Genomic DNA, 252 nt, shown 5'->3' with positions numbered 1-252 from the left:
ATACGACGACCCCGAAGAAGCCGAACTCGGCTCTGCGTAAGGTCGCCAAGATCCGCCTGACCAACGGTTTCGAAGTTATCGGCTATATTCCGGGTGAACGCCACAACCTGCAGGAACACTCCGTCGTCATGATCCGCGGCGGCCGCGTTAAGGACTTGCCGGGTGTCCGTTACCACATCATCCGCGGCGTTCTCGATACCCAGGGTGTCAAGAACCGTAAGCAGCGCCGTTCGAAGTACGGTGCGAAGCGTC

The 252-nt window shown here is 59.1% G+C and carries 1 protein-coding gene; it reads left to right on the top strand.

Translation table 11 applies throughout. The features are described from left to right. Positions 1-252, top strand: a 252-nt coding sequence (gene rpsL / locus KVS69_RS20010) for a 30S ribosomal protein S12 (protein ID WP_217539958.1), incomplete at both ends; no start/stop codon positions are given.

Origin of the sequence: Stenotrophomonas sp. GbtcB23, from assembly GCF_019091045.1 — a bacterium.
In the GTDB taxonomy this organism is placed as follows: Bacteria; Pseudomonadota; Gammaproteobacteria; order Xanthomonadales; family Xanthomonadaceae; genus Stenotrophomonas; species Stenotrophomonas rhizophila_A.
The sequence above is the reverse complement of the archived record's forward strand: the minus strand, read 5'-3'. Positions and strand labels throughout refer to the sequence as shown.